This window comes from Candidatus Pelagibacter sp. PS_31 (assembly GCF_059417865.1).
Map to the genome: position 1 here is coordinate 403,341 of NZ_CM182069.1, position 25,651 is coordinate 428,991.

Below are 25,651 nucleotides of genomic sequence, written 5' to 3' on the forward strand. Positions count from 1 at the left end.
TTATTAAGCCCTAAGCAATAAATTAAATGCTTAGAGCTAATAATTACAATGTTATGTCTTACTTCCTTAAAACCAATTGTTAGGAATAATGATGTAGTGAATTGCAAGTACAATTGCAACTGACACCGTCAATCCTATAGTCATTTTAAGAAAGTCTTTACCAATTAGTGGAAACACATATTTGAATTTATAATCACTATTCATTGATGCGATTGCTAATTCTCTTCCACACAATAGTCCAACAAACACCCAAGTTGTTGACATTGGCAAGTCATTAAGTTCTTTAAAGTAATAAAGAACCGCAGCATAAATAATATTGATTATGGTTGCTGATCTTGCGTACCTTGTGCCAGTTTTTTCTAAGACAACCTTTTGAATAGTTCCACCATGAATGTAGAAGATATAAAAAAGTAGTGCTGTAAAGTAAGCTAGTACAATTAATAATAAGTTAACATCAATTTGTCTTGGAAGATAAACTGCAATGTTAGCTACATCATGAGATAACCAAACCCACCATAACCAAGCAGAAGTTACCCAAACAGAGTTACGCCAAAAGCCAATCCATTTGTCTTCAACTTCATCTAGTTTTTCATTAATAAATTTTGAAATAACGACCCAGCAAATATAAGCAGCCGTTGCAGCTAAACCATAGCCGACAACACTTTTCATAAGCATCTTCTCAAGCACCACCGTTGATGCAAAAGCTGATAAAACTAAGAAGGTTGTTGAAACCGGTATTCCTATTCTTGTTAATATTAGAAGTATTCCTGGTGCCACTGCGTGATACCATTGTATTTCTTGGAAAGGTATTCTTGTTAGTCTGCCGTAAGAGATATCTCCATCATTACTATACCAGCCCCAAGTAATAGCAAGTATCATTACAAATGATGCAGCGCTTGCAAGCGTATACCATTTAAACCATTTTTGTTTTGACGCGATAAAAGTTCCCAATGTCTGAATTGAGTCATTTGCAATAACGCTATATCCCGCTAAAGCAAAGCCTACTATCGTATATATTAAGGTCATTTCCATTTTTCTATTTTCCTATTTTATGTTTTTTTTATTGTTTTTCATTTCGAACGATTCTTAGTCTTAAGGTCGATTTAATAGGTTGGTAAAAATATATCTATAGTTAAGTTTATTAGTTTACTTTGGGGAGAGTTGATTCATCAATCTTTATATTATTCGAAGTTAAAATCTAGCTAGAGAATTTAATAATAAGTTTTAAGAGGAGTTGATTCATCATCATTTATATTAATTAATGATTTTGTCTAGTTGAATAATGACTTAAATTTCATTTAATACAGGATTATAATTAACATAAATATAACACTTAATGAGTTATATGAATTTATTGATAAAAGTATTTAAAAGATTCTCTATTACAAAAATTCTTAACCAATCTTATTATTTCATTAAGTAATAATCGTCCTAGATATAGACACCCGATTTAGGACTTGTTAAGGTCTGATTATGAAAGGTTATAGATTTATTACAAGTGACGACACTTCAGAATTTTGCCATCGTGTCACGGAGGCCATATCCAATGGATGGAAATTGTATGGTGAACCCAAAATGACTTTTGATAAAAAAAGAGGGGTCATGCGTTGTGCTCAAGCAGTTATAAAAAATTCACCTCAGAAGAAGTATTCCAAAAAGATGAAGCTATCATCGATATAAATGGCAGATCAGATATTACCCTTTGTTTATATGCTAGGGATACTCTTATTAGTACTCCCAGCTTTTCTACAATCTAATTCTAAATTAAAGCAATTCTTAACTAATCTTAGTATTTGGATTGTCATTATTCTCATAATTTTAACTATTATTTATTTTTTCAATTGACAGTTTGAGAGAAAGTTGATTATATTTAGTTGCGCTGATTTAAGTTAAATTGCAGAGCGCGTTATAAATCCTGCTAAAGCGACGCTTCAACCACCGCTTTAGTCAGGTGGTTTTTTTTTATCTTTCATAAAATTAAACCGGGCAGTTGAACCATATTGTGCGCCCTGCATTTGCTTAAGCACTAAAAAGGAGAAAAGAGGCCTATGGATTTAACCCTCTTGTTATTTTGTGACCTTTTTTCTCCACAAAACTCGGAGAAAAAAAATGAGCACAAATAGATTAAAAGAAAGATTAGATAAAGGACCTGTTATATGTGCAGAAGGTTTTTTATTTGAAATAGAAAGACGTGGGTACATGTCATCAGGGGAGTTTGTTCCAATGGTGTCATTAGATCATCCTGAAGTTTTAGAGAACTTACATAGAGAATTTCAACACGCAGGATCTGATGTAGTTGAGGCCTTTACTTATAATGGACACAGAGAAAAAATGCGTGTTATTGGTAAAGAAGAACTTCTTGAACCACTAAATCGTTCAGCATTAAAAATTGCTAAAAAAGTAGCACTAGATACTCCTAAAGGATCAAAACCAAATTTGATGGCAGGTAATATTTCAAATTCAAATATCTGGAAACATAATGATCCACAATCTCAAAAAGAAGTTGAAGGAATGTTTACAGAGATGATTGGTTGGGCCGTTGAAGAAGGTGCTGATATGTTAATTGGTGAAACTTTTTATTATGCTGAAGAAGCTTTTAAAGCTTTAGAAGTTATGAAAAAAACAGGTTTACCAACTGTATTAACCATATCTCCAATGGGTGAAAATAAAATGAGAGATGGAAAATCAGTTGTTGATACTTGTAAAGAGCTAGAGCAATTAGGGGCCGATGTTGTTGGTTTAAATTGTTTTAGAGGACCTGCTACTATGTTTCCTTTTTTAAAAGAAATTAGAAAAGCAGTTAAATGTCATGTTGGAGCTTTACCTATTCCTTATAGAACCAGTGAAGATTACCCAACATTTTTTAATCTACCAGATCGAAGCAATTGTCAGTGTCCATCACCTCATGGAAGAACGTTTCCAACAGCATTGGATCCACACTTTTGTAATAGATATGAAATAGGTAAATTTGCAAAAGATGCTTATGAGCTAGGTATTAATTACCTTGGAGTATGTTGTGGAGCAAACCCAATGTTGATTAGGGAAGTTGCTGAGTCAATTGGTTTAACTGTTCCAGCAAGTAAATATCGAGAGAACATGGAAAATCATTTTATGTATGGAAAAAATAAAAGAATTCCAAAACATATGACTGAATATGGAGACAAAGCGTAAATAAATTAAGAAGGGCATTTAACTAAATTGTGCGCCTGACATATGTCGAAGCACTAAAACAGGAGAAAACAAATGAGTAACAATCTAAAAGAAACAATAAGTAATCTACAGAAGGATTTTACAGCCAACCCCAAAAATGCTTTGGTCCAATATGAAAGCAACTCAATTCTTAAAGAAGGACTTCAATCTGTAGTCACTCTTAGAGAGCATAAATTAGTTGTTGATGAACCCAAAAGTTTTGGTGGTAAAGACGAAGGTCCAAGCCCAGTAGAGTTAATATTAGCAGCGTTAGCAACGTGTCAGGAGATAACCTATAAAGCATTTGCTACAGCAGCGGGTATTAATATTGAGAGTGTTAGTGTTAAATTAAAAGGTGAATTAGATCTTCAGGGTTTTTTAGCTTTAAATAAAAACACTAGACCTGGCTTTCAATCCATCTCTGGTACTGTTGATATTAAATCTTCATCACCAAAAGCTGAAATAGATAAATTGATTGATACGGTAAATACACATTGCCCGGTATTAGATATTTTATCAAAAGGAGTTCCTATTAAATTGTTTCAAAAGGTTTCTTCAAGTTCTAATAATAAAGAGCACATAGAGCAAAGAGTAAGTGCTGCTTAACTAATCTAATTTAAGCCCTATGAAAATAGGGCTTAAGTCTTTTAAGTTCATTTCAAATCCTAAAAAATTAGAAGTTTGACTAGAATTAAGTATTAATTGCGTGCTAGGGTCTTGTTAATGAAAAATATTTATCATTCTGATATTTATCAATTTAACACCCCAGTTAGTAGTTATTGGGAAGATCATTCAAGCGAAAATTTAAATCTAGATAAACTTAATAAAGATGTCAGCTCAGAAATTGTTGTAATAGGTGGAGGGTACACTGGTTTATCCTGTGCAATTAATTTAATAGAAAATCATAATTTAGAGGTCATTTTAGTTGAAGCTGGAAAAATAGGTTGGGGGGCTTCATCTCGTAATGCAGGTTTTTGTTGTCTGCCACCAAGTAAGATGTCTTTTAAAAAGATGCAATCTATTTACGGCAATGATGAAACTAAAAAATTCTTTAAAAACTCTGTTGACGGCTCAAATTATACAAAAGACATTATACAAGAATATAATATTGATTGTGATGTAACGGGGGATAGTAATTACGTAGTCGCCCATCACCCAATTAAGTTTAAAGATATTAAAGAACAAGCCAAAGCTTACAAAGAAGAGTTTGGTATTGAAACTGAAATTTATTCAAAAGAAGACTTTGATAAAATTGGCCATGGGGGCACAGAGCAATTTGGAGCTTTTTCATATAAACCTGGTTTTGCAATCAATCCTCTTAAATTTGTTAATGGCATTGCAAAATACGCTTTATCTAAACAATTAAAAATCTTCGAGCACACTAAAGTGGATAAAATTGATAAAGATAAGGGTGCTTATATTTTAAGGACGAAAGAAGGATCTATTCGTTCAAAAAAAATAGTCGTTGCAACAAACGGGTTCTATCAAGAAGGCTTAATCCCAGAGATGAATTCAAGAATTTTACCAGTAATTTCAAATATTATTGTCACCAGAGTCTTAACGAAGCAAGAAATTGACCAACATAATTTTAAAACATTTTCACCAATAGCTAATACTAAAAATCTTTTATATTATTATCGAAAGTTACCTGACAACCGAATTTTATTTGGCACTAGAGGAGATTTAAGTGGCAGTGATCAATCTAATTTAAATATGTCTAAGAAAATGGAAAAATTTTTAAAAGATATTTTTCCTAAATGGAAAGATATTAATATTGATTATAATTGGCGGGGATTAATTGCTTTATCTCAAAAATTAACTCCCTCCATTGGTAAAATTGATAATGAAGAGATTTATTATGGATTTGGTTATAATGGGGTTGGAGTGAGTGCTGCTCCTTGGACTGGAAAACAATTGTCTAAGTTAGTATTATCAAACAGTAAAGAGTTAGATATTTCAAAAATTTACAAAGGATTACCTAAGAAGTTTATCTTCCCCCAGTTAAGAACGTTTTATTTTAGATTAGCGGTGTGGTTTTATGCAATTAAAGACAGATTTAATATTTAAGAAAATATATGATAAAAGTTAATTTATGAATGTATTTATAATTTTATCAGTATTGGTAATTGTTGTTGGGGTTATTTTACTAGTTGCATCACCTGCTGCGTTATTTACTTTAAATTGGAAAGAAAAGTCAGGAAAAGACAAATTTCTAATGTTCTTATTTTATGGTATTTTGGTTTATATAATAAATATCATTTTTTGGATTATTAAATAAAAATATTACCCATTCTCAGGATCTCTTTATCCTTATTTAGTATTAGTTAGTTACTCCATCTAGACACCTGATTAGAGGTTTGATAAACTTAAATAGCTTGATTATTAAAACCCTATTTAATTGTAAGAACAATTTTACCTTTGGTTCGACCTTCTGCTAGTTTTCCAAAAGCTTCTGAAGCCTGTTCCATTGGATATGTACTATCAATGACAGTTTTAATGGTGCCCTGACTAATTAATGTTACAAGTTCTGTTAGCATTGCTCCATCAGGTGACATGAAAAACCATTCAAAGTTTACACCGTATTTTTTAGCAAGGTTTTCAGTATCTTGACCCTTAATAGAAATCAGAGTACCTCCCTTTTTTAAAATCTTGAAAGACTTAGTAAGCACATCACCCCCGATCATATCAAAGACTAAATCATACTCAGATAACTCATCTTCAAATGACTGAGCGGTATAATCAATTATTAGATCAGCTCCCAAACTTTTAACTAGTTCAGTATTTTTAGAACTTGTAGTCGTTGCAACTGTTGCCCCAAAATGTTTTGCAATTTGGATGGCAAGTGTTCCAACACCCCCTGAACCAGCGTGGATTAACACTTTGTCACCTTGCTTAATATTACCTTTCGTAACTAATGCCTGCCATGCTGTCAAACCCGCTAGTGGGATAGATGCCGCCTCTATATGGCTTAGATTTTCTGGTTTAATAGCAAGTTCATTTTCTTGGATACGAGCGAATTCAGCAATAGAGCCAGCGTCTTCTTGATTGGGACGAGCAAACACTTCATCACCAACTTTGACATTAAGTACATCTTTACCAACCTCGACTACTTTGCCTGAAACATCGTAGCCCATAACGTGGGGAAAGCTAAGCTCTAGCATTTCTTTTAGATAACCTGCATGTAGAATATTATCGATCGGATTAATGCTAGCAGCATGTACTTCTACTAGGACAGACTTATCTTGAAGTTTTGGCTTTTCAATATCAATAATTTCAATATTGGCAGTATAATCTTTATAAACGACAGCTTTCATTGTGAATCCTTTTTAATTAAATAACTTTTTAAGATTTATTAAAACGTAAAGAAAGCTATGTAGTGTATATTTTATTAAATAACAATCATTCCATCACCTAGACACCTGATTTGAATATTGGTAGGGTTGGATGGTGAGTGATATTTTTCCAAAAGGATCGGCATGGATGAACGGTGAATTCATTCAACTTTCTGAAGCTAAAATTCCTATTTTAGATTGGGGTTTTCTAAGATCTGATGCCACATATGATGTTGTCCATGTTTGGAAGGATAGATTTTTTCAATTAGATAAACATATTGATCGTTTTTTTAAATCAACAGAAAAACTGAGAATGCCATGCAGACTTAGTCGTGAAGAAATAAAAAAAATATTAGCAGGCTGTGTTAAAAAAGCTGATCTTGAAGACTCTTATGTTGAAATGATACAAACAAGAGGAATGTCTCCAAACTTTGTTAGAGATCCTCGTAAAGCGACACCACGTTTTATGGCTTTTGCAGTACCCTTTGGTTGGATACTTAAGCCAGAAGATTTTGAAAAAGGATTAGATGTATATTTAACCGATATAACAAGAATTCCTCCAAGTTCAGTTGATCCAACTATTAAAAATTATCATTGGATGGATTTAGTCACCGGTATGCTTGATGCTTATGAAAGAGGACATCATACTGCTTTATTAGTTGATGAGGATAATAATATCTCTGAAGGCCCAGGCTTTAATATTTTCTCTGTTGATGAAAATGGAATTAATACCCCAGACCATGGAGTACTAGAAGGAATTACAAGACAAACCGTTATTGATTTAGCTAAAGAACTAAATATCAAAGTTAATAAAAAATCTATAACGATTGAAATGTTAAAATCATCTAAAGAGTTATTTGCAACCTCAACTGCAGGAGGGGTAATGCCAATAACAAAAGTAAGTGGGGAAAATATTAAACAAGGAACGGTAGGGGATATTACAAGAAAAATTCACAAACTCTATTGGGATAAGCATTCAGATCCTATGTGGAGTACATCTATAAATGACATATTATAAAAAATGAACATTAAACAAGCAGTTATCTTCGTCTTCATTCCATCAACTGGACACCTGATTTAAGGTTTGGTAGGTTTAAATTATGTCTGGACTTGAAATACTATTAGCCATTGAACTTACTTATTTAGCTTACACAATAATTATGGATTTATGATCAAATATATTCTGCCAGCTATAATTATCTTCTTAATCGTATTATTCTGGGAAAAGATTACTGAAATAGTCTTTAAAAAATTTAATATTAGATTGAATTATATTATTGTCAGTGCTTTGTTAATAGCTATCGCTATAATAGTTTTATTAATCAATATTTAAATTCTACAATCTTTTAGTTGATTAACTCTCATTCCTTCACCTAGATAACTGATTTTATTCAATATTTGTAGTTTCAAAATCACACTGATAATGCTCTAAGAACCTATTATTTTTAAAATCATATTTTGACATGGTCATGCTAGGTTCTGTATCTCCATCAAATACAATCATTTGAAACCCTAATTCGTAATCTGCAAATCTTGCAGTCACTTGGTTTTCACCAATATCTAATTTATTAGCTTCAATCATAATAAATTCTCCTTTTTCTTTATCAAAGTACTCAAGCCCTACTGCTTGCATTGTAAAATTTAAAGGGTCATGCTTTCTTCCAATGATTACATCTTTCATATTAAGACATGAGATTTTTAAACCTTGATCAGCGTTAGAGGTTGTAGGTAATAACAGTAAGATAAATAAAATAATTCTTAACATTATCTAACTACCCACCTGATCAATAGTTTTACAAAGTTTACGAGCTTCTAATACAGAGGGAACAAGTTTATCTAATTTCCAATTATTATTTGGGATGTCAAAGTATTTTGCTGCTTTAAAACCAACTCCATCAACTATTTCAATTTCAAATCTTTTTTCCTCATTATAAAAATCATTTAATTTGTAGATGTATTTTTGAAGATCAAAAGTACCTATAGAAAACAAAACACGATAACCCATTAGAAAAGGTGTTACCGCCTCAACTTCAGCAGTTTCTTCTTGGTTATTAATTCTTATTGGGATGTGTTTACCTATTAATTGCTTGATATCACCTGGTTTTTCATAAGTGTAAAAAGTAAAGTTATTCCACACACGATCACAATCATCATTAACGTGTATAAAAAAGTTAAGCGAGTCTCCGTGGGTAACTTCACCTGAAACTCTCGCATAAACTAACTTTTCATATCTATTAATATTCCATTCTTCATCATCTGCTTGAGCCTGGTAAACAATTACTAATAGAAACAAAAATAAATGAGCTGATACAAAAATTAAGAACCGCTTCAAGATTTGAGCTCCGCATTTACACCAATTTTTTTAAGGGTCCTTATTATTTTGTCCCAAATAATAGAATTATGTTCACTAGGATTTATTTTGAATTGAAAGGTTTGTTTGTAAACTGGGCTACAGTTATCGTAAGCTATATAAGCACTTACATGACAGTATTTATTAATACGGTCTATTTCCATATATTAGAACTCCTATGATTGGTTGTATTTTTAATGGTTAGTAATTTGTAGTTAGTAATGGTTTCACCCCTTCTCTTATCTAGGGGTCTACGTAAAGAGGAGAACAATGAAAAGAAACGTAAACGGGTGAAAAGGAATGAAATCCAATGCATGATTCACTTCTAATTTATTTTTTTGATGATTTTTGGGCTTAATTGTGTCCCGATTTAGATACTATTACTTATATATGAGTAATATAGTTTTGTCCATGAAATAATGAATTGAAACAAAAAAATATTTAAAAAAAATTATAGGAGAGGTGTGTCTATAAAAAAAATGAATGATTTTGAAAGAATTGATTTCATTAAACAGGAATGGAAAAAATTCTTAAAGAAAAAAATAAAAAAAGATATTGATATTTCAAAAATTGAATCAATTGTTGAAATAAAACAAGCTTTAAAAATAAGAGAAGCAGTTGAAACAATTTCAGATGAATTTAAAATTGATATTTCTGAAGAAGAAGTGGTTTTGTTATCTAATGCACTAATAAGTGAAACTGTCATTGATGAAAAAGGAAAAATAAAAGAAATTAAATCAAGAGAAGGCCGTCCATACTTTTTTTCATTTGATACTTATTTAATGATAACAAGGTTGCCTTTTGCCATGATATCTGAAGAGTTAATTAGAAGTGATCGACCTGAATATTTAGAAAATGATTATGACTTAAATGAACCTATTACTGATAAAATCAACAATAGATTTGAAAAAGATGGCTTAAAAGTTGAAAAAAATACAAATTCCAATAATATTAAAGCATATGGTTTGGTTGATATTACCTAAGGTACAATAATGACACAAAAAATTAAATATGGAAATACTTCTGCTTTAACAGAATATATGATTGAAGGAAATCGTGTTTCAAGATTAGAGTCACTTTTGTTATTTGGTGTACAAAATTTCACTGCAGTATTAACGCTAATTAAAAGAAAAGGATTTATAGTTAAGAAAACTCCTGTTTCAATGGCCAAAATAATCAGAAGAATTAATAAAGACTTAGAATGTGAAGCCCCAGAAAATCTACCAATTAGAGATATTAATATGAGTGAATGGTGGATAAGTAAATGAGCAGATCTTTTAGTCAAAGACAAAGACAGATACTTTCAATTGTAGGAGGAAACACATGTCAGTTATGTGGAAAAAATCTTAAAGAGGGTTTTCATGCAGACCATGTTGTTGCGTATTCAAAAAAAGGAAAAACAATTCTTAAAAATGGACAAGCACTTTGTCCTAAATGTAATTTAAAAAAAGGTAATAAATAGTATGGCCTTATCTTTAAGATCTTGGCAAGATCAAGCAATTAATAAATCCTTAAATTGGTATTCTAGTCAAAATCAGTCAAATAATAAGTTCTTAATTAATGCAGCTCCTGGTGCTGGAAAAACAATTTGTGCAGCTGTAATAGCTAAAAGATTAATTGAAAAAGAAGCTATTAAGAGAGTAATAGTAATAGCACCTAGAAAAGAAGTTGTTAAGCAATGGAAAGAGGAATTTAAGGTAGTAACTGGTAGAAGTATGTTAGTAGTTGTTGGAAAAAATGAAGATCAAGGACTAGATGTTTGTGCTACATGGAATTCTGTCGATGATCAAAAAGATCTATTTCAAACAATTTGTGAAACAGATAATACACTAGTTATTTGTGATGAACATCACCACGCAGCTGTAAGCGCAGTTTGGGGTCAAAGTGCGGATAGTGCTTTTAAAAAAGCTAAATACGTATTAATTCTAACAGGTACACCTATCAGAAGTGATGGGGAACAACCTGTGTGGTTTCAATATTCTGGAGGTGAACTAACTCATCCTATCGGTGGCCAGTATACTTTAACTTATGGTGAAGCAGTAGATTTAAAATATTGTAGACCTGCTTTTTTTCATAGGCATGAAGGAAAGTTTACTGTTGTGCTTAAGGAAGAAGGAGAACCAATTTTTGTGTCAGGTACTTCAGGTATTAAAATTGATGATAAAAAACATACTAAGAAATTTATAGGTGCCATACAAAAATCTTGTGATTTTTATACATTAGCAAGATCTCCAAAATATAAAAAAGATGGTAAAACTCCTGATTTAAACTCATATCAGGCATCTATGCTTGAATGGGGTATTTCAAAATTAGACAATATTAAAGAAAGATTACCAAATGCTGGAGGTTTAGTTATTGCACCAAATATTAAAGTAGCTGAATACATGGCTGAAACTTTAAAAGAATTAACAGGTGAAAAACCTATGCTCGTTCACAGCAATCTGTCAAATGCTGATGGTTTGATCGAAGCCTTTAGAGAAAGTAATAAAGATTGGATTGTTTCTGTAGCAATGATTAGTGAAGGTGTGGACATCAAGAGGTTAAGAGTGCTTGTGTATTTGCCAAATGCACAAACAGAATTATCATTTAGACAAGCATTAGGAAGGGTAGTTAGGTCAGCAGGAAAAGATGATGACTCAAGTGCATACGTAGTTATGCCTACACACAATATATTTGAAGAATATGCAAGAAGAGTGGAAAGAGAAATGAAGCTTATAGATATAAAAGACTCATCTAAAAATACAAAAATATGTCCTAAGTGTGAAGAAGAAAACGACAAAAAAAATGTTGAATGTAAATTTTGTGGTTATGAGTTTCCACAGAGAAAAACAAGATTTAAAACTTGTGAAAATGAAGATTGTAATCATCCAAATCCAGTACATTTAGATGAATGCCAAAGTTGTGGTGAAAAACTTGGTCATGACTTTATTATTACTTTAGACAATGCTTTAAGAATGGGTGGAATTGCAAGAGAAATGGATGTTGACGAAGATGATGTTCAGCAAGCAGAAAAATACTATAAAGATATTAGAAAAGAAATATTAGCAAGTGGTGATGCAAGGGTGATAGAAGTTTTAAGTTTATTTCCAGATGAAGCATTGGTTAAGTTAAAAAGAATTTTGAATAAAGCTGGTGAATAGAACTTTTAGAAAATACAGAATAAAAGACTCAAAAAAACTGTGAACAAAATATTAATAGAGGAAATTGAAAAAATTTTTAAAGATAAGAAATTTAATGAAGTTATAGAGAAACTTTTACCTCTAATTAAAAGTACTGAAAATAATAAACAGACGGATATTCCTATTTGGAATATTTATCATTTAATAGGTCAATCTTATCGATTTAAAGAAGATTATAAAAATGCTGTATGGTACTTACAAAAATCAATTGAAACTATTGAAAACTCTTTAAACTTAAAAGCCCTTGGTATAGTTTATCACCAAGTTGGTTCATACAATGAGGCAATTAACTTACACACAAAATCTTTAGGTTTAGATGATACCCAACCTTCAACATGGAATAGCATTGGCATATCCCAAAAATATTTGAAACAATATGATAAGGCTGAAACAAACTACGAAACAGCTATAAACGTTCATTTAAAGAATATAGTAAAATCATTAAACAATAGTAAAAATTCTGTTTTTTACCCTCATAGTGATAATATGTTTAAAGCTCCACTCTTTACAAAATATGCCATGGATGCTGCAATCTTATTAACAGTAAAAAAAAATTACGATTCTATATCAGCACCTTCCGGTGCTGCTGCTGAAGCAATAACTTTAGATGAAAGTAGAAAATCTCTATACTGGTCTGAACAAATAACAAAAGATGGAAAAAAAACATTCCTCATAATGCCTAATTTTTTTAACACACTTTTTTATAGTTTATTTAAAAATAAAACTTATTTTCTATTAATAGGTAATAAGGCTGAAGTATTAGAGCTTCAAGGAAAAGAAGATGAAACAAAAAAATACTGGACTGAAGCAAACTTATTTAAATCACTTTTTGAAACTCTTGATCAAAAAAATGATAACATTTAAAAAAACATTTGATTATTATGCAACAGATAATGAGCTAGGTGATTATATAAGTTTAATGGCAGACGTTGTGATAGGAGATATAAACCCACAAATTGAATTTGATGTAGAGAGTGATGAACATCATCGTTATGTCATTATTAATATTCTAGATAAGGTTTTACATTAATAAAACAATTTCACTACAATTTCACTACAATTTCACTACAGTGAGTTCTACTTTCTTCCTTTGTATAGTCTTTGTTCTACTATTTTTTCTTACAGTTTTTTTTCTAAGGATTCAAAAAGTGAAATAAGTAAAGGATTGTGTGGTGCCCCCGCACGGAGTCGAACCGCGGACCTATTGATTACAAATCAGTAAGCTTAATAAAATTTTCTTTCATAGCTAAAGATAGAGGTTGCTTCTAAAAATAGAGACGGTACATGAAGTTAACTGAGACTACCGTTAAGACAATAACTAGTAAATATAGGGATATATAATCTTTTGGGGTCATCATTTGTTATTTTCACATTCCTCTGTTGCAAATGCTGTTTGCTCCATAATCTCTTCAGGCTCTTTGCTGAAGACTTCATCCATCTCTTCATCACTAAATTTTGCGCTTAATTTATCAACGGTGCACTGACAGTATATTTTAGCACCATCCGGGCCAATATAAGCTTTAGAGTTAGAGTAACAACCAATGTATAATTCCTTCTCATATTCAGGGCTTAAAGCGTGACTTTTAGAGGTAAACAGGAGGATAAAAATTAGTAAATATTTATATTTTTTGATCATATTCGCCAACTTTGCCAGTTTTTTGTAAAAGATCATCAATAAAATCAAAGATCTTTTTCTTTCTCTCATTCGATGTTGGACTTTCAGTAACAATTACAAGAGATGGTTTATTAGATGAAGCTCTAATTAATCCCCATGAACCATCTTTAAAAGAAAATCTGATACCATTAACCGTTAAGACTTCACTAATTTCCTGGTCATCAATTTTAGTTTTATTATCTTTAATTTGATTTACTTGTTTAACTAAATCTTCAACAACCTGATATTTCTCTTCATCTTTACAAAATGGAGCCATTGTGGGTGTTTGAAAGGTATTAGGCAGTTCTTTTATAATTTCATTCATAGATTTATTTTGGTTATCTAATAAATGGCACACATGAATTGCTGAATTAATCCCATCATCATAACCAAAACCTAAAGGTTGGTTAAAGAAAAAATGTCCACTTTTCTCAAACCCCGCTAAAGCTTTTTCAGTATTAACTTTTCTTTTAATATGAGAATGCCCTGTCTTCCAATAAATGGTTTCACAGTTATTCTCACTTAAAACTTTATCAGTTGCATATAATCCAGTTGATTTTACATCGACAATAAATTTAGAATTTTTATGAGTTTTAGATAAGTTTCTTGCAATTAATAATCCAATTTTATCTGAAAAGATTTCATCTCCAATGTTGTCTATCACTCCAACTCTATCGCCATCACCATCAAAGCCAAAACCAATATCTGCGTTATTATCTTTTACCGCTTTTGCAATTGCATGTAACATTTCTAAATCTTCTGGATTTGGATTATATTTTGGAAAAGTCCAATCAAGATCACAATCAAGCTCTATTACCTCACAACCAATTCCTCTTAAAATTTCAGGGGCAAATATTCCAGCTGTCCCATTACCACAAGCAACAACTGCTTTAATTTTTTTTGTTATTTTATTTTTATTTATTAAATCGTCTTTATAAATTTGTTGAAAACCTTCTATTTGTTTCTCAACTCCTTCACCTTTTGTGAAATTTTCATTTAAAGTTATTTCTTTTAATTCTTTCATCTCTTCTGGTGCATGGGTTAATCCTTTTTTGATACCCATTTTAACTCCAGTCCAACCATTTTCATTGTGACTAGCAGTAACCATTGCAACAGCATCAGCATCTAAATTAAATTGTGCAAAATAAACAGTAGGGGATAATGATAAACCGATGTCTTCAACATTGCATCCAGTTGAAAGCAGACCTTTTTTAAGAGCAGATTTTATTTCTTCACTGTAAGATCTATAATCGTGACCTACAATTACTCTTGGATTCGCTTTTTTTGTATGTTTAATAATTTGAGTGCCTAAACCTTTGCCTAGATTCTCTATTCCGATTCTGTTTATGTCCTTCTCATACAACCACCTCGCGTCATACTCCCTGAAGCCATATGGATCTATTTTTAATTCTGTTGTCATTGCTTATGTTTCTACAATCAATTTAATTTTTTTATTGATATTTTTTTTCTATGTTCTATAAACGTTCTGTTGAATAATGATTTATATGGTGTATCAATGCTTTCAGCATACAACATATAGTTGTTTTGTTAAAAAAACTAAAATAAACTTAAAATATGAACAAAATTCTATCACAGGCACTCAAGAAAGCTGTCTCCGAATATAGCCCAGATAATAGCGAACTTTCAAAAAATAAAGGACCAGATTTATTTTCACTTAGCAATGACACTGAACTTTTTCAAAATGAAAAAGGTATCATTATTAAAATTGATAGATCAAGAGACAATAAATTAACAGACTTTGGTAGAGCAACTTTAAAAGATAGATATTTGGGTCATAATGAATCTTATCAAGATTTGTTTGCTCGTGTTGCAAGTTCATATGCAGATGACAATTTACATGCACAAAGAATTTATAACTACATCAGTAATTTGTGGTTCATGCCAGCAACTCCAGTTTTATCAAATGGAGGAACTAAAAGAGGTTTACCAATTTCATGTTTTTTAAATGAAGCATCAGACAGCTTAAATGGAATACTTGATCTATGGAGTGAGAACGTTTGGTTAGCTGCTAAAGGTGGTGGGATCGGAAGTTACTGGGGTAACCTTAGATCTATTGGAGAAAAAATTGGTAAAGTTGGAAAGACATCAGGAATAATTCCTTTCATTAAAGTAATGGACTCGTTAACAATGGCAATTAGCCAAGGTTCATTAAGAAGAGGATCAGCTGCGTGTTATCTTCCAATTGAGCATCCTGAAATTGAAGAATTTATTGAAATGAGAAGACCCACAGGTGGTGATCCAAATAGAAAAGCATTAAATCTTCATCATGGCGTTTTAGTATCCGATGCATTTATGAGAGCGGTTGAAACAGATGAACAGTGGGCACTAAAAAGTCCTGCTGATGGAACTGTGCAACAAACGATCTCTGCAAGAAATTTATGGATTAGATTATTAACTGCAAGAATTGAAACGGGTGAACCTTATATTATCTATATCGATACTGTTAACAGACAAATTCCACAACACCATAAGTTAGCAAATCTAACTGTTAAAACTTCTAATCTTTGTAGTGAGATCACATTACCTACTGGAATAGATAAAAATGGCAGAGATAGAACTGCTGTTTGTTGTTTATCATCTTTAAACTTAGAAAAGTATGATGAGTGGAAAGACGATAACGTTATGATCAATGATGTTATGAGATTTTTAGATAATGTATTAACAGATTTTATTGAAAGAGCTCCAGAGCAATTTGATGATGCAAAATATTCTGCTGAAAAAGAAAGAAGTGTTGGCCTAGGTGTTATGGGTTTCCATTCTTATTTACAAAAACATAGTATTCCACTTGAGTCAGTTATGAGCAAAGCTTGGAATAAAAAAATATTCAAACATATTCAAGAACATGTTGATCAAGCCTCAAAAGATTTAGCTGATGAAAGAGGAGCTTGTCCTGATGCTGCTGACTATGGTTATAATGAAAGATTTTCTAACAAAACTGCGATTGCACCAACAGCTTCTATTTCTATTATCTGTGGTGGAGCATCCCCCGGAGTAGAGCCAGTTGCAGCAAATAGTTACACGCACAAAACTTTATCTGGATCATTTAATGTTAGAAATAGATACTTAGTAGAATTATTAGAAAAACATGGGAAAAATACTGATGATGTTTGGTCGGGTATTACAACAAATCAAGGATCCGTTTCTCATTTAGATTTTTTAACTGATTTAGAAAAAGATGTTTTCAAAACTGCTTTTGAATTGGATCAAAAATGGATTATTGAATTAAGTGGAGATAGAACGCCGTATATTTCTCAAGCTCAATCAATTAACTTATTCGTGCCAGCTGATATTCACAAAAGAGAATTACACAAAATTCATTTTGATGCTTGGAAAAAAGGTTTAAAGAGCCTTTATTACTGTAGATCAAAATCAATTCAACGTGCGGAAAATGTTAATGACACTAAAGCGACAGATGTTAACGCAAATGTTTACAAATCAAAACCACAAACAACTGAACAACCAGAATACGAGGAGTGCCTATCATGTCAGTAGAAAAAATGAATACTAAAATTATTCAACCACCAAAAGAGGAAATAGTTAAACCCCAAAAAATGGGACTACTAGTTGAAAACCCAGTTTACAAACCTTTTAGATATCCATGGTGTTATGATGCTTGGTTAACTCAACAAAGAATTCATTGGTTACCAGAGGAAGTGCCTCTTGGTGATGATGTTAGAGATTGGCAGAAAAATTTAACTCAATCTGAAAAAAATTTATTAACACAAATTTTTAGATTTTTTACTCAAGCTGATGTTGAAGTACAAAATTGTTATTTAAGACATTATACAACTGTATTCAAACCTACAGAAGTTTTAATGATGATGACTGCTTTTGCTTCAATGGAAACAGTTCACATCGCTGCTTACTCTCATTTACTTGATACGATTGGAATGCCTGAGTCTGAATATTCTGCGTTCATGAAATATAAAGAGATGAAAGATAAATACGACTACATGCAAAATTTTGACATGAGTTCAAAAAAAGATATTGCATTAACGGTAGCTGTATTTAGTGCGTTCACTGAAGGCTTACAATTATTTGCAAGTTTTGCAATCTTACTTAACTTCCCAAGACATAATAAAATGAAAGGGATGGGCCAAATTGTTACTTGGTCAGTAAGAGATGAAACGTTGCACTGTAATTCTATGATTAGATTGTTTAAAGAGTTCATTCATGAGAACCCAGAAATCTGGACTCCTGAATTAAAAGCAGAACTTTACAAAGCATGTAGAACAATCATTGAGCATGAAGATGCTTTCATTGATTTAGCTTTTGAAATGGGTCCTATGCAAGGTCTTACAGCACAAGATGTAAAACTTTATATAAGATTTATTGCTAATAGAAGATTATCTCAGCTTGGATTAGAGCCAATTTATGATGTGGACAAGAACCCACTTACTTGGTTAGATTCTATGTTGAATGCGGTTGAACATATGAACTTCTTTGAAGGTCGTTCAACTGAATATTCTAAAGCAGCAACTCAAGGAACTTGGACAGAAGCTTTTAGTTAATCTTTTGAAATATAAGAAATATTTTAGAAAAACTAGCCTTAAACAAGAAGGTATTGGAGAGCATTTTCTTAATGAAATAGCCTCCAAGAAACCTAAAAATTTCCTTGAGATTGGTGTGTTTCATGGTGTTACTGCACGAAATGTTTGTGAGTTATTACACAGCATTCATGGAAGTGATTTCAAATATATAGGATTAGATTTGTTTGGTGAAAGTGCTGAAAATGCTAATGAAGTTATACCAAACACTAGGTTTAATAATCCCTTAAAGCAAATATATTTTAAATATATCTTAAGAAAAGATCCATACTCAGTTGATGCGGTAACCTATCTTTTAAAAAAATTTAAAGAAAATATTCATTTAATTAAAGGGAATTCAAATTTACTTTTAAAAAAAATGGATATATCTCAAATTGACTATGTCTTTTTAGATGGAGGACATGCTTATGAGACGGTTAAAAATGACCTTCATTATTCAAAACCAGTTCTAGATAATAATGGAACCATTCTTTGTGATGACTACAACTTAAGTCAAGCACCAGGGGTCAAACAAGCCATAGATGAATTTGTTAATAATAACAATCTTAAATCAGAAATTATTTTTGAAAGATTTGCTAAAATAGAAAAAAATTAATTATCTTTGGTTAAGTTGTATTACTTTTCTGTGCTTACTACCTTTATAACTTGCAAGAGGTCTAATTAATTTATTAGCAGCATGTTGCTCCATAATATGTGCTGACCAACCGGTAATTCTTGAAATTACAAATATAGGTGTAAAGAAATCGGTATCAAATCCCATTAAATGGTAAGTTGGACCTGTTGGGTAATCAACATTTGGATAAATATTTTTTTCTTTAATCATAACTTTTTCAACAATGTCGTAAATTTTTTCAAAAGTTTTATCTTTTTTAATAATTGCTACTCTTTTAAAATATTCTCTCATTGTTGGAACTCTAGAGTCTCCACTTTTATAAACTCTGTGACCAAAACCCATTACCACATCTTTATTTTTTAAAGCATTGTTAATCCATTTTAAAGCGTTCTCAGGTTTTTTAATTTTCTTCATCATGTGCATAACCTCTTCATTAGCACCCCCATGAAGAGGACCCTTTAAACTTGCGATCGCACCTGTTATTGCTCCATGAATATCAGATAAGCTACTGGTAATAGTTCTTGCTGTAAAAGTTGATACGTTAAAACTATGCTCAGCGTATAAAATTAGTGATACATCAAAAGCTTTAACGATTTCTTTATTTGGAACTTTTCCAAAACACATATGGAAAAAGTTTTCAGAAAAAGTAAGATTTTTCTTTGGAGCTATAATTTTTTTTCCTTTTCTAAGTCTGTAAAAAGCTGCTAAGGCAGTAGGTGTTTTTGCAAGAATTCTAATTGCTTTTCTTAAATTTGCTTTTGGTGAGTTGTCTCTAGTTTCTTTGTCTTCAAGACCCATCACACTAACCGCAGTTCTTGCAACATCCATTGGATGAGAATTTTTAGGAATTTGTTTTAAAATATTTAATAAATTTTTTGATAAAGTTATTTCTTTAGATAATTCTTTCTTAAATTCTTTTAATTGTTTTTTATTAGGTAATTCTTTATTTAAAATTAAGTAAGCAACTTCTTCAAAATCACATCTTGCACATAAATCTTGAGCTGCATAACCTCTATAAGTAAGAGAGTTGATTTCTGGCATAACTTTTGAAATTTCTGTTTCATCAACAACTATCCCTAGTAAACCTTTTTTAATATCATCACTCATTATTCATGTCCTTCCGTACTAAAGTTATAAATTTTTTCATCTAACGAATTGTACTTTTCATATTCTACTAATTCGTAAAGTCTTTTTCTAGTTTGCATTTTATCAATAATGTTGTTCTGATGTCCATTCACAAAAATGTCTCTAAGACCATCTTCAACATTTTTCATAGCCAATCTTTGTGTGGTTACTGGATAAATCACAATATTATATCCAAAATTTTCTAATTCTTTGTAATTGAATAACTTAGATTTTCCAAATTCTGTCATATTCGCTAACAAGTAACAGGACAGTTCTTTTCTAACTTTTTCAAAATCTTTTTCATCCTGTAAAGCTTCTGGGAAAATAATTTCAGCTCCAGCATCAATATATGCCTTACATCTATCAATCATCTTATCTATTCCCTCAACTCCTTTAGCATCAGATCTTGCTATAATCTTAAAATTTTCATCTTGTTTTGCGGCTACACATTCTTTAATTTTTTTAACCATTGCTTCTGTTGAAATTAATTCTTTGTTATCTAAGTGACCACATCTTTTTCGTTCTACTTGATCTTCTAAGTGAACTGCTGACACCCCAAATTCTTCAAAAGTTTTAATAGTTTCTTCACAAGACTTAAAGCCAGTGTCGATATCAACGATGGTAGGTAAACTTGTAACTCTAGATATTAAATAAGATCTAGTACTAACATCTTGCAGCGTAGTTAAACCAATATCTGGAAATCCTAAATCATTAGCCATAACTCCACCTGATACATAAACTGCATCATACCCAATTTCTTCAATTAGTTTTGCTGTTAGTGGGTTATAAGCACCAGGAACTCTTAAAATTTTATTTGATTTTAGTTTACTAACAAAGTCAGCTCTTTTTTGACTGGGCTCTTTTTCTACAAAATGCATTAAAAAATTCCTTGTTTCGTATTTTTCTTTATCTGACTTCTTTTAACCTGGATGTTTAATTTATTTAACTCTCCAGCTTTCAGGTTTTTAAGATTTTGAACAATTTTTAAGAAACGTGCACTCTCTTTTTTATCTAAGATACCGTCTGTTAACGTTAAAAACTTATTTATATAATTTTGTCTTTTAAACGGACGTGCTCCATATGGATGAGCATCTGCTCTATCTAATTGTTCTGTAATTTTTTTACCATTATTTAAAGTAACTACAACTCTTGCACCAAATGATTTATTTTTTGGATTAGGATCGTGATATTTTTTAGTCCATTTTTTATCTTCAAACGTCGTAATTGATTTCCAAATTTTTATAGTGCTTTTTCTATTAGCTCTTTGTTTAGTATATGATTTAACATGGTGCCAATCAGCATCCTCAAGTGCTACTGCAAAAATGTACATAATAGAGTGATCAAGTGTTTCTCTACTTGCATTTGGATCCATTTTTTGTGGATCATTTGCACCAGTTCCAATTACGTAATGAGTGTGATGACTTGTGTGAATATCAATTTTTTTTATTTGATTTAAATTAGGAATTTTCTTATTAAGTTTTTTAGCAATATCTATTAGTGCTTGAGACTGATACTCAGCTGAATATTCTTTTGTATAGGTCTCAAGTATCGCTTTCTTAGATTCTTTTTTCTTAGGCAGAGGAACATTGTATAAAGCTTTCTTGCCATCTAATATTCTAGCTATAACACTGTCTTCTCCTTCATAAATAGGACTTGGTGCACCTTCACCACGCATTGCTCTATCAACTGCTTCGATTGCAAGTTTACCAGCATGAGCAGGAGCGTAAGCTTTCCAACTAGAGATTTCACCTTTTCTAGATTGTCTTGTTGAAACTGTTGTATGTAGAGCTTGTTGAACTGCTTGATAAATTGTTTCAGTGTTAAGCTTTAACATCGTACCTAAACCTGCTGCAACACTTGGTCCTAAGTGTGCTATGTGATCTATTTTATGTTTATGTAAACAAATTCCCTTAACTAAATTAACTTGAACTTCATAACCTGTGATAATTCCTCTTAACAAATCTAGTCCACTTTTTTTAGTTTGTTGTGCAACACTTAAAATGGGTGGAATGTTATCTCCAGGATGACTGTAATCTTCTGCTAAAAAAGTATCATGAAAATCAAGTTCTCTAACAGCTGTTCCATTTGACCAAGCAGCCCATTCACAATCAAATTTTAATTTTGAATCAATACCAAATAAATTCGCACCATTTTTTCTAGGATGTTTTAGGGCCATTTCTCTTGAAGAGATAACCGCTTTTCTATTTAAAGAAGCAATGGCAACTGAAGCATTATCAATTATTCTATTGATAACCATCTCAATGGCAGCTTTATCTAACTTTGCATTATCAGAGGCTATTTCAGCAATTTTCCATGCTAATTGATTTTTTTTAGGTAAATCAATTTTTGATGGGTAAACTTTAACTTTATGTGAAATCATTAGGCCTCCTTAATTGTGCAAACCTATTAATAGTAAGAAAAAAAATTAAATCAATCTTTTAAGTAAGTTGAAACTATTTTTTCAACACCAATAAAGTCTTTTATTAAATGATTATGGTAAATTTCATTAGAATTTTTTTCTGTATAACCATTTTCTAATAAAATAACAGGAACAGAGGCAGCCTTTGCTGCATTTGCATCAGTTTCACTATCCCCAAACATTAGAGATTTTTTTACATCACCCCCGATGATTTCAATAATACTTGTTATGTGTCTAGGATCAGGTTTGCAATAATCAAACGTATCTGAACCTGCAACGTACTCAAAGTAATCATAAATTCCAATCTTTTTTAAAAGATCAATTGCTAGGTGTTCTTGTTTATTGGTACAAACTGCCATTGAAATTTCTTTTTCTTTACACCATTTTAAAAATTCTTTTACCCCATTAATAAGTGTGCTTTCTTTAATAATATTTTTTCCATAAAAATTAACAAAATCTTTTACCATTTCAGCTTTAATTTTTTGATCATCAATTTTACCAAACTCTTTTTTTGCTTGTCCCCATATAGATCTACCAATCATCGCACCAGCTCCTTGACCCACTAAATTTCTAATGTCAGCAGTAGATTTTGTTGGATAACCATATTTTCTCATTACATGATTATGAGCATTCATTAAATCAGGTGCGGTATCGACTAATGTTCCATCTAGGTCGAATAATATTGAGTATTTTTGAGTCATTAATAAAGTATTTTTAAGAAATAAATTGTGAATTAAGCTATCTATACACTTAATATAAAAATATTTCCAGATGAAACAAATAAATTCTAATATTGAACAAGAAAAACTTCGTAAATTTTTTATCAAGTCTGGTGTAAAGATGATTGGTCCTGAAACTATTTTTTTTTCAAAAGATACAAAGATTGGAAAAAACGTTACTATTAATCCATATGTTGTCATTGGGCCAAAAGTTAAAATTGGAAATAATGTAACTATCAATTCATTTTCACATTTAGAAGATTGTAAAATAAAAAATAAAGTTGAAGTTGGACCTTATGCACGATTAAGACCAGGAACTATTCTTGAAGAAGGGTCTAAAATTGGAAATTTTGTAGAAGTTAAGAAAAGTACAGTCGGAAAAAAATCAAAAATTAATCATTTATCCTATATTGGTGATAGTGAATTGGGCAAAGGTGTAAATGTTGGAGCTGGTACAATTACCTGCAATTATGATGGGGTTAAAAAAAGTAAAACAAAAATTAGAGATAATGTATTTATAGGATCTAACTCATCATTAGTTGCACCAATTACTCTTGAAAAAAATAGTATTGTTGGGGCAGGATCAGTTATCACAAAGAAAGTTAAAAAAAATTCATTAGCTTTAACTAGAAGCGCTCAAACAGAAGTTAAAAACTATAAAAGAAGAACGAAATAAAATGTGTGGAATAATAGGTATAGCTAGTAATAAACCGGTTTCATCTACAATTATTAATTCTCTTAGAAAATTAGAATATAGAGGATACGACTCTGCAGGAATTGCCACACTATCAAATGGAATTGTAAGTGAAGCAAAATCAGAAGGTAGAGTTGATATTTTAGAAAAAAACCTTGCTGTTAAGAATATGTCAGGCCCTATTGGAATTGGGCATGTTAGATGGGCAACGCACGGTATTCCAAATACTATTAATGCACATCCTCATTCTTCAGAGAGTGTATCGGTTGTACATAATGGGATTATTGAAAATTCTACACTTTTAAAAAAGCATTTAATAAACAAGGGTCATGTATTTAAATCTCAGACAGATACTGAAGTAATTGTTCATTTAATAACAGAATATTTAAAAGAACTAGATTTAAAAGAGGCAATTATTAAAACCCTTAAACAATTACATGGAAGTTTTGCTTTAGGTATAATCTTTAAAGATCAACCTGATCTTATAGTAGGTGCAAGAAGAGGCTCACCACTTGCAGTTGGTTATGGTCCTAATGAAAATTATTTAGGCTCAGATTCTTACGCTTTAAAGTCTATGACTAATAAAATTTCATATTTAAATGATGGAGAGTTTTGCATTATAAAAAAAGACCAAGTTGAGTTTTTTGATGAAGAGGGCTTAAAGGTTAATAAAAAAGTTTTAGAATTATCTTCAAAAGAGCAGGATTATGACAAAGGTGATTTTAAACACTTTATGGCTAAAGAGATTGAAGAACAGCCTACAACATTAAAGAATTGTATAAATGAGTATATTGATAAAATTAACAATGATATCAACATCTACAATTTTCCCTGGAATATTAAGGAAATTTCTTCAGTTACTTTAATTGGCTGTGGTACAGCTTATCACTCTTGCTTAATGGCAAAATATTGGTTTGAAGAAAATACTACATTTGATGTAACAATTGATATTGCATCTGAGTTTAGATACCGAAAAAATAGATTTAAAGATGATAATTTATATATTTTTGTTTCTCAGTCTGGTGAAACAGCAGATACTTATGCGGCTCTAGATTTATGTAATAAAAATAACATGAAAACTTGCAGTGTAGTTAATGTTATAGAAAGCTCTATTGCAAGGGACTCTAACTTTGTTTTACCTATTCATTGTGGGCAAGAAATTGGTGTTGCATCCACAAAAGCTTTTATGGGTCAAATGTTGGTTTTATATATTTTGGTATTAAAATTAGGAATTTTAAGAAAAGACTTGGATAAAGATTTATATTTAAACAAAATTAAAGACTTAAAGTTATTACCTAAGTTAGTTGAGCAAACTTTACTTACAGAGAGTAAAATCCAGACAGTTTCAAGTTCATTTACTGATGCAAAAGGTTCGATGTTTTTAGGGAGAGGTTTTTCTTACCCAATTGCATTAGAAGGGGCGTTAAAATTAAAGGAATTAGCTTACGTTCATGCTGAAGGATACCCTGCAGGTGAGATGAAACATGGTCCATTAGCTTTAATTGAAGATGGAATGCCAGTTGTTGTCTTAGCACCAAGGGATAATTATTATAAAAAAACAATTTCTAATATGCAGGAAGTAATAGCAAGAGGGGCTAAAGTTTTATTGATTACTAACAAGAGCAAAGACGAAGTTTTTTCAGAAAATATTTGGGAAACTGTATTAGTTGAAAGTGCCAATGATGACTTGTTGCCTTTTTTATTAACTGTTCCATTGCAAAAATTAGCTTATTATTCAGCTCTTAAAAAAGGGTATGACATTGATAAACCTAGAAATTTAGCAAAATCAGTCACAGTTGAATAATAATT

General features: G+C 31.2%; 27 protein-coding genes and 2 riboswitches. Of the genes, 17 read left to right on the forward strand and 10 right to left on the reverse strand.

Annotated features, from left to right (window positions below):
* Nucleotides 1-66: 66 nt before the first annotated feature.
* Nucleotides 67-1,026 carry a hypothetical protein gene (locus AC5SLN_RS02155; RefSeq protein WP_494593903.1) on the reverse strand — a complete coding sequence of 320 codons (960 nt, stop codon included), beginning with the start codon at nucleotides 1,024-1,026 and terminating at the stop codon, nucleotides 67-69.
* Between the two features lie 447 nt (nucleotides 1,027-1,473).
* Here AC5SLN_RS02155 and AC5SLN_RS02160 point away from each other — a divergent pair, with 447 nt between their 5' ends.
* From AC5SLN_RS02160 to AC5SLN_RS02180, 5 genes are all read left to right on the forward strand, one after another.
* Nucleotides 1,474-1,680, forward strand: a complete 207-nt coding sequence (locus AC5SLN_RS02160) for a DUF1737 domain-containing protein (RefSeq protein ID WP_006996714.1) — start codon at nucleotides 1,474-1,476, stop codon at nucleotides 1,678-1,680.
* Nucleotides 1,681-1,975: 295 nt separating this feature from the next.
* Nucleotides 1,976-2,040, forward strand: a riboswitch (SAM riboswitch).
* 69 nt (nucleotides 2,041-2,109) lie between these two features.
* A complete protein-coding gene (locus AC5SLN_RS02165; protein WP_027307025.1) occupies nucleotides 2,110-3,171 on the forward strand; it encodes a homocysteine S-methyltransferase family protein in 1,062 nt (353 codons plus the stop codon).
* Between the two features lie 3 nt (nucleotides 3,172-3,174).
* Nucleotides 3,175-3,239: riboswitch (SAM riboswitch) on the forward strand.
* Between the two features lie 4 nt (nucleotides 3,240-3,243).
* Nucleotides 3,244-3,795 carry an OsmC family protein gene (locus AC5SLN_RS02170; protein ID WP_494593905.1) on the forward strand — a complete coding sequence of 184 codons (552 nt, stop codon included), beginning with the start codon at nucleotides 3,244-3,246 and terminating at the stop codon, nucleotides 3,793-3,795.
* Nucleotides 3,796-3,912: 117 nt separating this feature from the next.
* A complete protein-coding gene (locus tag AC5SLN_RS02175) occupies nucleotides 3,913-5,256 on the forward strand; it encodes an NAD(P)/FAD-dependent oxidoreductase (protein WP_494593907.1) in 1,344 nt (447 codons plus the stop codon).
* A gap of 25 nt (nucleotides 5,257-5,281) precedes the next feature.
* Nucleotides 5,282-5,467, forward strand: coding sequence for a hypothetical protein (locus AC5SLN_RS02180; protein ID WP_006996719.1), 186 nt, complete (start codon nucleotides 5,282-5,284; stop codon nucleotides 5,465-5,467).
* Nucleotides 5,468-5,579: 112 nt separating this feature from the next.
* Here the strand turns inward: AC5SLN_RS02180 and AC5SLN_RS02185 are convergent, their stop codons facing one another.
* Nucleotides 5,580-6,503, reverse strand: coding sequence for an NADP-dependent oxidoreductase (locus AC5SLN_RS02185; protein ID WP_494593909.1), 924 nt, complete (start codon nucleotides 6,501-6,503; stop codon nucleotides 5,580-5,582).
* Between the two features lie 130 nt (nucleotides 6,504-6,633).
* Between AC5SLN_RS02185 and AC5SLN_RS02190 the strand changes: the two genes are divergently transcribed.
* Complete coding sequence (locus AC5SLN_RS02190) at nucleotides 6,634-7,539, forward strand: aminotransferase class IV (RefSeq protein ID WP_494593911.1); 906 nt, start codon at nucleotides 6,634-6,636, stop codon at nucleotides 7,537-7,539.
* Between the two features lie 369 nt (nucleotides 7,540-7,908).
* Here AC5SLN_RS02190 and AC5SLN_RS02195 read toward each other — a convergent pair whose 3' ends face one another.
* Both AC5SLN_RS02195 and AC5SLN_RS02200 read right to left on the reverse strand, forming a co-directional pair.
* Entirely contained in the window at nucleotides 7,909-8,286 is a 378-nt protein-coding gene (locus AC5SLN_RS02195; RefSeq protein ID WP_494593913.1) for a hypothetical protein, read from the reverse strand.
* 3 nt (nucleotides 8,287-8,289) lie between these two features.
* On the reverse strand, nucleotides 8,290-8,853 hold the full coding sequence (locus tag AC5SLN_RS02200; RefSeq protein ID WP_494593915.1) for a hypothetical protein: 564 nt from the start codon (nucleotides 8,851-8,853) through the stop codon (nucleotides 8,290-8,292).
* A gap of 497 nt (nucleotides 8,854-9,350) precedes the next feature.
* On the opposite strand from AC5SLN_RS02200, the gene AC5SLN_RS02205 reads away from it, so the two are divergent.
* The 6 genes from AC5SLN_RS02205 to AC5SLN_RS02230 are packed head-to-tail and all read left to right on the forward strand — an operon-like array spanning nucleotide 9,351 to nucleotide 13,080.
* Nucleotides 9,351-9,854: a hypothetical protein gene (locus AC5SLN_RS02205; RefSeq protein WP_494593917.1), complete on the forward strand. Its 504-nt coding sequence runs from the start codon at nucleotides 9,351-9,353 to the stop codon at nucleotides 9,852-9,854.
* Between the two features lie 9 nt (nucleotides 9,855-9,863).
* Nucleotides 9,864-10,139, forward strand: coding sequence for a hypothetical protein (locus tag AC5SLN_RS02210; RefSeq protein WP_494593919.1), 276 nt, complete (start codon nucleotides 9,864-9,866; stop codon nucleotides 10,137-10,139).
* Nucleotides 10,136-10,333 carry an HNH endonuclease gene (locus AC5SLN_RS02215; RefSeq protein WP_494593921.1) on the forward strand — a complete coding sequence of 66 codons (198 nt, stop codon included), beginning with the start codon at nucleotides 10,136-10,138 and terminating at the stop codon, nucleotides 10,331-10,333. Before AC5SLN_RS02210 ends, AC5SLN_RS02215 begins: the two co-directional genes overlap by 4 nt.
* Before the next feature lies 1 nt (nucleotide 10,334).
* Nucleotides 10,335-12,011, forward strand: coding sequence for a DEAD/DEAH box helicase (locus tag AC5SLN_RS02220; RefSeq protein WP_494593922.1), 1,677 nt, complete (start codon nucleotides 10,335-10,337; stop codon nucleotides 12,009-12,011).
* A gap of 39 nt (nucleotides 12,012-12,050) precedes the next feature.
* The gene (locus AC5SLN_RS02225) at nucleotides 12,051-12,914 is read left to right on the forward strand and encodes a tetratricopeptide repeat protein (RefSeq protein ID WP_494593924.1); all 864 of its coding nucleotides are present in this window, start codon (nucleotides 12,051-12,053) and stop codon (nucleotides 12,912-12,914) included.
* A complete protein-coding gene (locus AC5SLN_RS02230; protein WP_494593926.1) occupies nucleotides 12,901-13,080 on the forward strand; it encodes a hypothetical protein in 180 nt (59 codons plus the stop codon). Before AC5SLN_RS02225 ends, AC5SLN_RS02230 begins: the two co-directional genes overlap by 14 nt.
* Before the next feature lie 324 nt (nucleotides 13,081-13,404).
* Here the strand turns inward: AC5SLN_RS02230 and AC5SLN_RS02235 are convergent, their stop codons facing one another.
* Complete coding sequence (locus AC5SLN_RS02235; RefSeq protein WP_494593928.1) at nucleotides 13,405-13,686, reverse strand: hypothetical protein; 282 nt, start codon at nucleotides 13,684-13,686, stop codon at nucleotides 13,405-13,407.
* Nucleotides 13,670-15,124, reverse strand: a complete 1,455-nt coding sequence (locus AC5SLN_RS02240; RefSeq protein ID WP_494593930.1) for a phosphomannomutase/phosphoglucomutase — start codon at nucleotides 15,122-15,124, stop codon at nucleotides 13,670-13,672. The genes AC5SLN_RS02235 and AC5SLN_RS02240 overlap by 17 nt, the downstream gene beginning before the upstream one ends.
* A 155-nt stretch (nucleotides 15,125-15,279) precedes the next feature.
* Here AC5SLN_RS02240 and AC5SLN_RS02245 point away from each other — a divergent pair, with 155 nt between their 5' ends.
* From AC5SLN_RS02245 to AC5SLN_RS02255, 3 genes are read left to right on the forward strand one after another with little or no spacing between them, the layout of a single operon-like run.
* Nucleotides 15,280-17,217 carry a ribonucleoside-diphosphate reductase subunit alpha gene (locus tag AC5SLN_RS02245; RefSeq protein WP_494593932.1) on the forward strand — a complete coding sequence of 646 codons (1,938 nt, stop codon included), beginning with the start codon at nucleotides 15,280-15,282 and terminating at the stop codon, nucleotides 17,215-17,217.
* Nucleotides 17,218-17,222: 5 nt separating this feature from the next.
* Nucleotides 17,223-18,236, forward strand: coding sequence for a ribonucleotide-diphosphate reductase subunit beta (locus AC5SLN_RS02250; RefSeq protein WP_011282174.1), 1,014 nt, complete (start codon nucleotides 17,223-17,225; stop codon nucleotides 18,234-18,236).
* Between the two features lie 4 nt (nucleotides 18,237-18,240).
* On the forward strand, nucleotides 18,241-18,867 hold the full coding sequence (locus AC5SLN_RS02255) for a class I SAM-dependent methyltransferase (RefSeq protein ID WP_494593933.1): 627 nt from the start codon (nucleotides 18,241-18,243) through the stop codon (nucleotides 18,865-18,867).
* On the opposite strand, the gene AC5SLN_RS02260 is transcribed toward AC5SLN_RS02255, so the two are convergent.
* From AC5SLN_RS02260 to AC5SLN_RS02275, 4 genes are read right to left on the reverse strand one after another with little or no spacing between them, the layout of a single operon-like run.
* The gene (locus AC5SLN_RS02260) at nucleotides 18,868-19,992 is read right to left on the reverse strand and encodes a bifunctional 2-methylcitrate synthase/citrate synthase (protein WP_494593936.1); all 1,125 of its coding nucleotides are present in this window, start codon (nucleotides 19,990-19,992) and stop codon (nucleotides 18,868-18,870) included.
* Entirely contained in the window at nucleotides 19,992-20,888 is an 897-nt protein-coding gene (gene prpB / locus AC5SLN_RS02265) for a methylisocitrate lyase (RefSeq protein WP_006996772.1), read from the reverse strand. The genes AC5SLN_RS02260 and prpB overlap by 1 nt, the downstream gene beginning before the upstream one ends.
* Nucleotides 20,888-22,390 (reverse strand): MmgE/PrpD family protein, encoded by a 1,503-nt coding sequence (locus AC5SLN_RS02270; RefSeq protein ID WP_494593938.1) that lies wholly within the window; start codon nucleotides 22,388-22,390, stop codon nucleotides 20,888-20,890. Before AC5SLN_RS02270 ends, prpB begins: the two co-directional genes overlap by 1 nt.
* Nucleotides 22,391-22,440: 50 nt before the next feature.
* Nucleotides 22,441-23,130 (reverse strand): HAD-IA family hydrolase, encoded by a 690-nt coding sequence (locus AC5SLN_RS02275; RefSeq protein WP_026225075.1) that lies wholly within the window; start codon nucleotides 23,128-23,130, stop codon nucleotides 22,441-22,443.
* Between the two features lie 70 nt (nucleotides 23,131-23,200).
* Here AC5SLN_RS02275 and AC5SLN_RS02280 point away from each other — a divergent pair, with 70 nt between their 5' ends.
* Together AC5SLN_RS02280 and glmS are read left to right on the forward strand one after the other, a co-directional pair.
* Nucleotides 23,201-23,824 (forward strand): DapH/DapD/GlmU-related protein, encoded by a 624-nt coding sequence (locus AC5SLN_RS02280; RefSeq protein WP_494593940.1) that lies wholly within the window; start codon nucleotides 23,201-23,203, stop codon nucleotides 23,822-23,824.
* Nucleotide 23,825: 1 nt separating this feature from the next.
* Nucleotides 23,826-25,646 carry a glutamine--fructose-6-phosphate transaminase (isomerizing) gene (glmS, locus tag AC5SLN_RS02285; protein WP_494593941.1) on the forward strand — a complete coding sequence of 607 codons (1,821 nt, stop codon included), beginning with the start codon at nucleotides 23,826-23,828 and terminating at the stop codon, nucleotides 25,644-25,646.
* Nucleotides 25,647-25,651: the final 5 nt, after the last annotated feature.

Excerpts from the sequence above, each read along its gene's own strand:
- AC5SLN_RS02155 (WP_494593903.1), bottom strand. The coding sequence starts at position 1,026 with ATGACCTTAATATATACGATAGTAGGCTTTGCTTTAGCGGGATATAGC.
- AC5SLN_RS02160 (WP_006996714.1), top strand. The coding sequence starts at position 1,474 with ATGAAAGGTTATAGATTTATTACAAGTGACGACACTTCAGAATTTTGC.
- AC5SLN_RS02165 (WP_027307025.1), top strand. The coding sequence starts at position 2,110 with ATGAGCACAAATAGATTAAAAGAAAGATTAGATAAAGGACCTGTTATA.
- AC5SLN_RS02170 (WP_494593905.1), top strand. The coding sequence starts at position 3,244 with ATGAGTAACAATCTAAAAGAAACAATAAGTAATCTACAGAAGGATTTT.
- AC5SLN_RS02175 (WP_494593907.1), top strand. The coding sequence starts at position 3,913 with ATGAAAAATATTTATCATTCTGATATTTATCAATTTAACACCCCAGTT.
- AC5SLN_RS02180 (WP_006996719.1), top strand. The coding sequence starts at position 5,282 with ATGAATGTATTTATAATTTTATCAGTATTGGTAATTGTTGTTGGGGTT.
- AC5SLN_RS02185 (WP_494593909.1), bottom strand. The coding sequence starts at position 6,503 with ATGAAAGCTGTCGTTTATAAAGATTATACTGCCAATATTGAAATTATT.
- AC5SLN_RS02190 (WP_494593911.1), top strand. The coding sequence starts at position 6,634 with ATGGTGAGTGATATTTTTCCAAAAGGATCGGCATGGATGAACGGTGAA.
- AC5SLN_RS02195 (WP_494593913.1), bottom strand. The coding sequence starts at position 8,286 with ATGTTAAGAATTATTTTATTTATCTTACTGTTATTACCTACAACCTCT.
- AC5SLN_RS02205 (WP_494593917.1), top strand. The coding sequence starts at position 9,351 with ATGAATGATTTTGAAAGAATTGATTTCATTAAACAGGAATGGAAAAAA.
- AC5SLN_RS02210 (WP_494593919.1), top strand. The coding sequence starts at position 9,864 with ATGACACAAAAAATTAAATATGGAAATACTTCTGCTTTAACAGAATAT.
- AC5SLN_RS02215 (WP_494593921.1), top strand. The coding sequence starts at position 10,136 with ATGAGCAGATCTTTTAGTCAAAGACAAAGACAGATACTTTCAATTGTA.
- AC5SLN_RS02220 (WP_494593922.1), top strand. The coding sequence starts at position 10,335 with ATGGCCTTATCTTTAAGATCTTGGCAAGATCAAGCAATTAATAAATCC.
- AC5SLN_RS02230 (WP_494593926.1), top strand. The coding sequence starts at position 12,901 with ATGATAACATTTAAAAAAACATTTGATTATTATGCAACAGATAATGAG.
- AC5SLN_RS02235 (WP_494593928.1), bottom strand. The coding sequence starts at position 13,686 with ATGATCAAAAAATATAAATATTTACTAATTTTTATCCTCCTGTTTACC.
- AC5SLN_RS02240 (WP_494593930.1), bottom strand. The coding sequence starts at position 15,124 with ATGACAACAGAATTAAAAATAGATCCATATGGCTTCAGGGAGTATGAC.
- AC5SLN_RS02245 (WP_494593932.1), top strand. The coding sequence starts at position 15,280 with ATGAACAAAATTCTATCACAGGCACTCAAGAAAGCTGTCTCCGAATAT.
- AC5SLN_RS02250 (WP_011282174.1), top strand. The coding sequence starts at position 17,223 with ATGAATACTAAAATTATTCAACCACCAAAAGAGGAAATAGTTAAACCC.
- AC5SLN_RS02260 (WP_494593936.1), bottom strand. The coding sequence starts at position 19,992 with ATGAGTGATGATATTAAAAAAGGTTTACTAGGGATAGTTGTTGATGAA.
- prpB (WP_006996772.1), bottom strand. The coding sequence starts at position 20,888 with ATGCATTTTGTAGAAAAAGAGCCCAGTCAAAAAAGAGCTGACTTTGTT.
- AC5SLN_RS02270 (WP_494593938.1), bottom strand. The coding sequence starts at position 22,390 with ATGATTTCACATAAAGTTAAAGTTTACCCATCAAAAATTGATTTACCT.
- AC5SLN_RS02275 (WP_026225075.1), bottom strand. The coding sequence starts at position 23,130 with ATGACTCAAAAATACTCAATATTATTCGACCTAGATGGAACATTAGTC.
- AC5SLN_RS02280 (WP_494593940.1), top strand. The coding sequence starts at position 23,201 with ATGAAACAAATAAATTCTAATATTGAACAAGAAAAACTTCGTAAATTT.
- glmS (WP_494593941.1), top strand. The coding sequence starts at position 23,826 with ATGTGTGGAATAATAGGTATAGCTAGTAATAAACCGGTTTCATCTACA.